This is a genomic window from Dysgonomonas sp. Marseille-P4677 (genome assembly GCF_016652235.1).
In the GTDB taxonomy this organism is placed as follows: Bacteria; Bacteroidota; Bacteroidia; order Bacteroidales; family Dysgonomonadaceae; genus Dysgonomonas.
Genome location: NZ_JAEPKU010000194.1, coordinates 1 through 5,201 on the forward strand (window position 1 = coordinate 1; position 5,201 = coordinate 5,201).

Annotated in this window: 4 protein-coding genes; all 4 read left to right on the forward strand. The window is 34.3% G+C overall.

All coding sequences use genetic code 11. From position 1 onward, the window contains the following. The first annotated feature begins 184 nt into the window (after nucleotides 1-184). The 4 genes from JGH11_RS18845 (at nucleotide 185) to nth (ending at nucleotide 5,132) form a co-directional block, all read left to right on the forward strand. A complete protein-coding gene (locus JGH11_RS18845; protein ID WP_201114377.1) occupies nucleotides 185-1,489 on the forward strand; it encodes an outer membrane protein transport protein in 1,305 nt (434 codons plus the stop codon). Between the two features lie 79 nt (nucleotides 1,490-1,568). Then, nucleotides 1,569-2,192: an LPS export ABC transporter periplasmic protein LptC gene (lptC, locus tag JGH11_RS18850; protein ID WP_201114378.1), complete on the forward strand. Its 624-nt coding sequence runs from the start codon at nucleotides 1,569-1,571 to the stop codon at nucleotides 2,190-2,192. A 106-nt stretch (nucleotides 2,193-2,298) separates the two neighbouring features. Then, nucleotides 2,299-4,410 (forward strand): peptidylprolyl isomerase, encoded by a 2,112-nt coding sequence (locus JGH11_RS18855; RefSeq protein WP_201114380.1) that lies wholly within the window; start codon nucleotides 2,299-2,301, stop codon nucleotides 4,408-4,410. Between the two features lie 83 nt (nucleotides 4,411-4,493). Beyond that, on the forward strand, nucleotides 4,494-5,132 hold the full coding sequence (nth, locus tag JGH11_RS18860; protein WP_201114382.1) for an endonuclease III: 639 nt from the start codon (nucleotides 4,494-4,496) through the stop codon (nucleotides 5,130-5,132). The last annotated feature ends 69 nt before the right edge of the window (nucleotides 5,133-5,201 follow it).

Sequence of the window (5,201 nt, forward strand, 5' to 3'; positions counted from 1 at the left end):
TAATTAAGTAAAGAAAAACTTTTATATGAGGTTTTGTTGTTTTTGAATAATAATTTACCGAAAAAAAAGTTTATAAATCTGACACTGTTACGACATTTTACAAAGGTTAAAATGTGATCTCTGTAAAACAGAGATTAATATAAATGCTAGTATTGAAAGGATTAAAACCGTATATTAAATTATAATGTTAAAGAATAGAAAATTTCTTTTTATAGCTCTATTGGCTTGTATTGTAAGCTCTCTGGGAGCTCAAACTGACTCTCCTTACAGTAGATATGGTTATGGAATGCTGAGAGATCAGGCAGTAGGTCCCTCTAAGTCGATGGGGGGAATAGGTTATGGTCTCCGGAATAGCCAAAGTGCCAATCCTATCAATCCGGCTTCTTATTCACGTGTCGATTCTCTTACATTTCTTTTCGATATAGGTATTAACTTTAATAGTGGAAAGTTAAGTGATGGTACAAATTCGGAACAAAAATATAATGGTGGACTTGATTATATAACAATATTGATTCCTATAAAAAAGAGACTTGGTTTAAGCTTTGGTATTTTGCCTTACTCTTCTGTCGGTTATAAATTCGGTGCTACGGTAACTAACGGGTCTGTATCATACCTCAAATCATTCAATGGAAGTGGCGGTTTAAGTCAAATATACGGAGGAGTAGGTTACCTGACCCCGTTGAAAGGGCTCTCTGTAGGAGCTAATGTTTCTTATCTTTTCGGAACAATAGAGCATACTCGAAGCTTGCCTAAAATATCGGGAACAGGAACTTATTTGTCAACAGATAATTCAGAGTTGACAGTAAAAGCTGCTAAGTTTGACATAGGAGCACAGTATGAAATGTTTATAGCTAAAGATAAAAAACTAACATTAGGTGCTGTCTTTTCTCCCAAAATCAATACAAAAGCAAATTATCAGAATATACATTATTTATATCAACAGTCTAATAGTGCTTTAGTTCAAGGAGATACAACTTTTGTAAAAGGGGTTGATGCAGGAATTCCAAGTACTTACGGATTAGGATTCACAATAAATAATAATGATAGGCTGATTTTTGGTGCAGATGTAACCTATCAACAGTGGAAAGACGCGAAATACAGCCCTTATATGAATGACGGTTTGGATGATGGGAAGCGATTCAATGACCGATGGAAATATAGTGCCGGAGTGGAATATATGGTAGACCCATACGATAGAAGTTATCTGAAAAAGATGAAATTTCGAGGTGGGGTAAATTACAGTAATTCATATATGAATGTAATGGATAAACAAGGCAATATAGATGGTTATAAAGAATATGGCGCGACTCTAGGTCTAGGCTTACCTATTAAAGATAATATTGGAGGAAGAATATCATATATAAATATCAATTTCGAATACAAAAAAATGAAACCTAAGTTCAGTAGTATGATTAGCGAGGAGTATTTTGGAGTATCGCTCAATATGAACATAAATGAACTTTGGTTCTTCCGCAGAAAAGTTGAATAAGAATGTAATAAACAGATATATAGATAGCCTCAATAACAAATTGAGGCTCACTGTTTTAAATGATACTAAGATTAACAAAATGAAGTCAATACAAAAGCAGAGCCTTTTGGTCGCTGTGGTCGTTATTTTCTTTACCACACCCTTCTTTTTCGCATCCTGCAAGGATGAAACGAAATCTTCTGTTAATTTTACATACGATAAAGAGACGGTGCCAACAATGAGTACCGATAGTATGAATGCGCTGATTTCAGATTCGGGTGTGATTTCCTATAGGTTGGTAGCGAAAACATGTGATGTTTTTGATCAGGCTAAAGATCCTTACTGGCTTTATCCTCAGGGTATCTATTTCGAAAAGTTTGATTCTGTTTTTAATGTTGTATTCACGGTTAAGGCTGATACAGCTTGGAATTTCACTGCTCGTAAATTATGGAAGTTGAAAGGGCATGTTTTTGTAAAGAATATAGTAGGAGAAACGTTCACTAGTGATGAACTGTTTTGGAATCATCAACAACAGAAGATTTACTCAGATAAGTTTGTCAAAATTGATAGGCCTGATAAGGGTATTCTACAAGGGAAAGGAGGTTTTGTTGCAAACCAACAGATGACTGAGTATGAATTTAAAGATGTAGGAGAATCAACATCTGGAAAAACAATTATATATGTCAACGAAGAGCAGGAGAACAGCGAAGAAAAAGTAGAATAGTCACCTAAAAATGAATGGAATTCAATCTCAATTTATTATCTTCGTGCCCTGAAAGTTATAATTTGTAAATTAGAATAAAACAACATAAAAAATAATTATTAACTAAATGGCTGCATTACAGAAAATTAGGAGTAAATCAACTCTGTTGGTAGGTATAATCGCCGTGGGTTTATTGGCCTTTGTATTTCCATGGGGTGAGGTGACAACCTTTGTCAATAAGATGAAAGACAAGGCATTTGTCGTAAATGGGGAGGTTGTTACAACAAAGGAATATTCTGACAGGATAGCTGAATGGGAACACTTTCAGAAGATTATGTCGAATCAAAATTCTTTAGATGAATTTACCACTTCTCAAATTAGAGAGATGGTTTATCAACAAATGGTTAAGGAAATAATGCTTAACGATGAAGCTGAAAAATTAGGATTGGGAGTAACTAAAGAAGAATTATCCGATATGGTTTATGGTAACGTAGTTGCCCCTATTCTATATCAGATTCCATTATTTACAAATCCTCAGACAAGACAGTTTGATAAAGCTTATTTAATGCAATTCTTATCAGATATTAATCAGGATCCTGCAACTTTGCAAGAGCCACAAAGATCTGAAATAATGGCTAGAAGAGAAATTTGGGCATTTATTCAAAATATGATGAAGTATCAGCGTCTTGAGGAAAAATATGCGTCATTGGTCGCAGGCTCTGTTCTAGTAAGCAATACAGAAGCTAAAGCCTCTTTCGATGACTCTAAAAATATAGCTAATATAGCCTATGTGGTTCAAAGATATTCTACTTTACCTGATTCAACAGTACAGGTTTCTGATAAAGAAATAAAATCTTTATATGATTTGCGTAAGAATAATTATAAATTGGATACAGAACTTCGTAAAATATCATATTTTATAAAAGATGTTGTTCCAAGTGACGAGGATTATGCTGTTGTTGAACAAGAGATGAATTCTGTATATGAAAAACTAAAAATGGCAGAAAATCCGGCTACTTTGGTTAGCGAATATTCAGAAAGTCCGTATGTTGATGCGTTTATGGCTGTTTCATCATTACCAGTAGAAGCTAAAACATTTGTACAAGGAGCATCAGTAGGAGATGTATATGGACCGGTTCGTAACGAGCAATCTTATTTGATGTACAAATTAGTAGATAGAACTAATGCTGCCGATTCAGTAAAGTTACAAATAATACCTTTACCACAAGGTTTAGATCAAGCAACATCGACTCATATTATCGACAGTTTACAAACTGTTCTTAAAGGAGGTAAAGATTTTAGTGCTTTAGCCGATGAAGTTATGCCTGGATCTAATGGTGGCGAGCTTGGCTGGGTTAATGAAATGATGTTGGCCAGTGCAGGTATTGCTAAAGAATGTTTTGCAGCATCGAAAGGAGAAGTGTTGAAGCTTTCAGTTGGAGGTCAAACTCAACTGGTACGTATAGCAGACAAAACCAATCCGGTGGCTAAAGTAAAATTGGCTGTAGTACAAATGCCAGTACTTATTAGTGATAAAACTCAAAATGCTATAGATAACGAACTTAATCAGTTTGTTAGTGAAAACGCAAACGTAGCTAGCTTTGATGATGCTGCTCAGACAAAAGGTTATAGTGTTATACCTGATATGATTATATCTCCAGCTGAAATGGCTTTAGGACAAGCCACAGGTTCTCGTCAGGTTATACACTGGGCTTTTAATGAGAAGGTAGGCTCCATCAAGAAATTCGATATTTCAGACAAACGAATTGTAGCTGTAATAAAGAGTGAAATAACCGGAGATTACATGCCTATTTCTGAGGTGTCTCAAGCGCTTAAGGCAGAGCTTATTAATGATAAGAAAGCAGAGAAAATGATTGCTGATTTAAAGTCTAAGAATCTAACCTCTTTGGATGCTTATGCTCAGGCTGTAGGAGGAAAAGTGGATACAGTAAATTTTGTTACATTCCAAACAAATAATCTATCAGGAGTAGGATATGAGCCATTAATGAATGTGTACTCTAAAGGTGGACAAGTAAATAAACTAGAAGCACCTTTAAAAGGTAAAGCTGGAGTTTATGCACTTAATATTACAAATAAAACTGAAGATACAAAAGAATTTAATGCAGAACAGACTAAGCAAATGCTGAAACAATCTAATTTTTATCAAATATCATCTCAGGCTGTAGCGATTTTAAAGAATAAAATGAACGTTGAAGATAACAGAGTTAGATTTTGGTAAAATGTAAATAAAAAATAATTATTATATTTAAGCTCCCTTGTAGTTATAATCTATGAGGGAGTTTGATTTATATAAAAGTTGATATGACGAAAAAAGAACGCTATAGAGGGGTTATTGAATGGTTTGACAAGAATATGCCCGTTGCGGAAACAGAATTGCACTACGATAGCCCATTTCATCTATTAATAGCAGTCATTTTATCCGCTCAATGTACCGATAAGCGAGTTAATATGGTAACACCTGCTTTATTTGAAGCTTATCCGACTCCAGAAGTTATGGCTGTGACTACTACAGATGCTATTTTTCATTTTATAAAAAGTATTTCTTATCCTAATAATAAGGCAAAGAATCTTTTGGGAATGGCTAAAAAGCTAGTGAATGATTATGACGGAAAAGTGCCCGATACATTAGAAGAATTAGAGTCTATTCCTGGAGTTGGTCGAAAAACAGCAAATGTTATGCTTATAGTTGCTTTTGATAAGCCGGCTATGCCTGTGGATACACATGTTTTCAGAGTCTCTAATAGGATTGGTTTAACAGATAATTCAAAAAATCCGATACAAACAGAGAAAGAATTAATAAAATATATTCCTTCAAAATATTTATCCAAAGCACATCATTGGTTAATTCTGCATGGAAGATATATTTGTTTAGCAAGAAGTCCAAAATGTAAAGAATGTGGTTTGACCCCTTTCTGCAAATTCTACTCAAAGAGGCTTTGAGCTTTTCTTTGGGCAACACATTTGTTATAAGGTTATTAAAGTGAGGTATAAAAAAACTTTAATATTTTT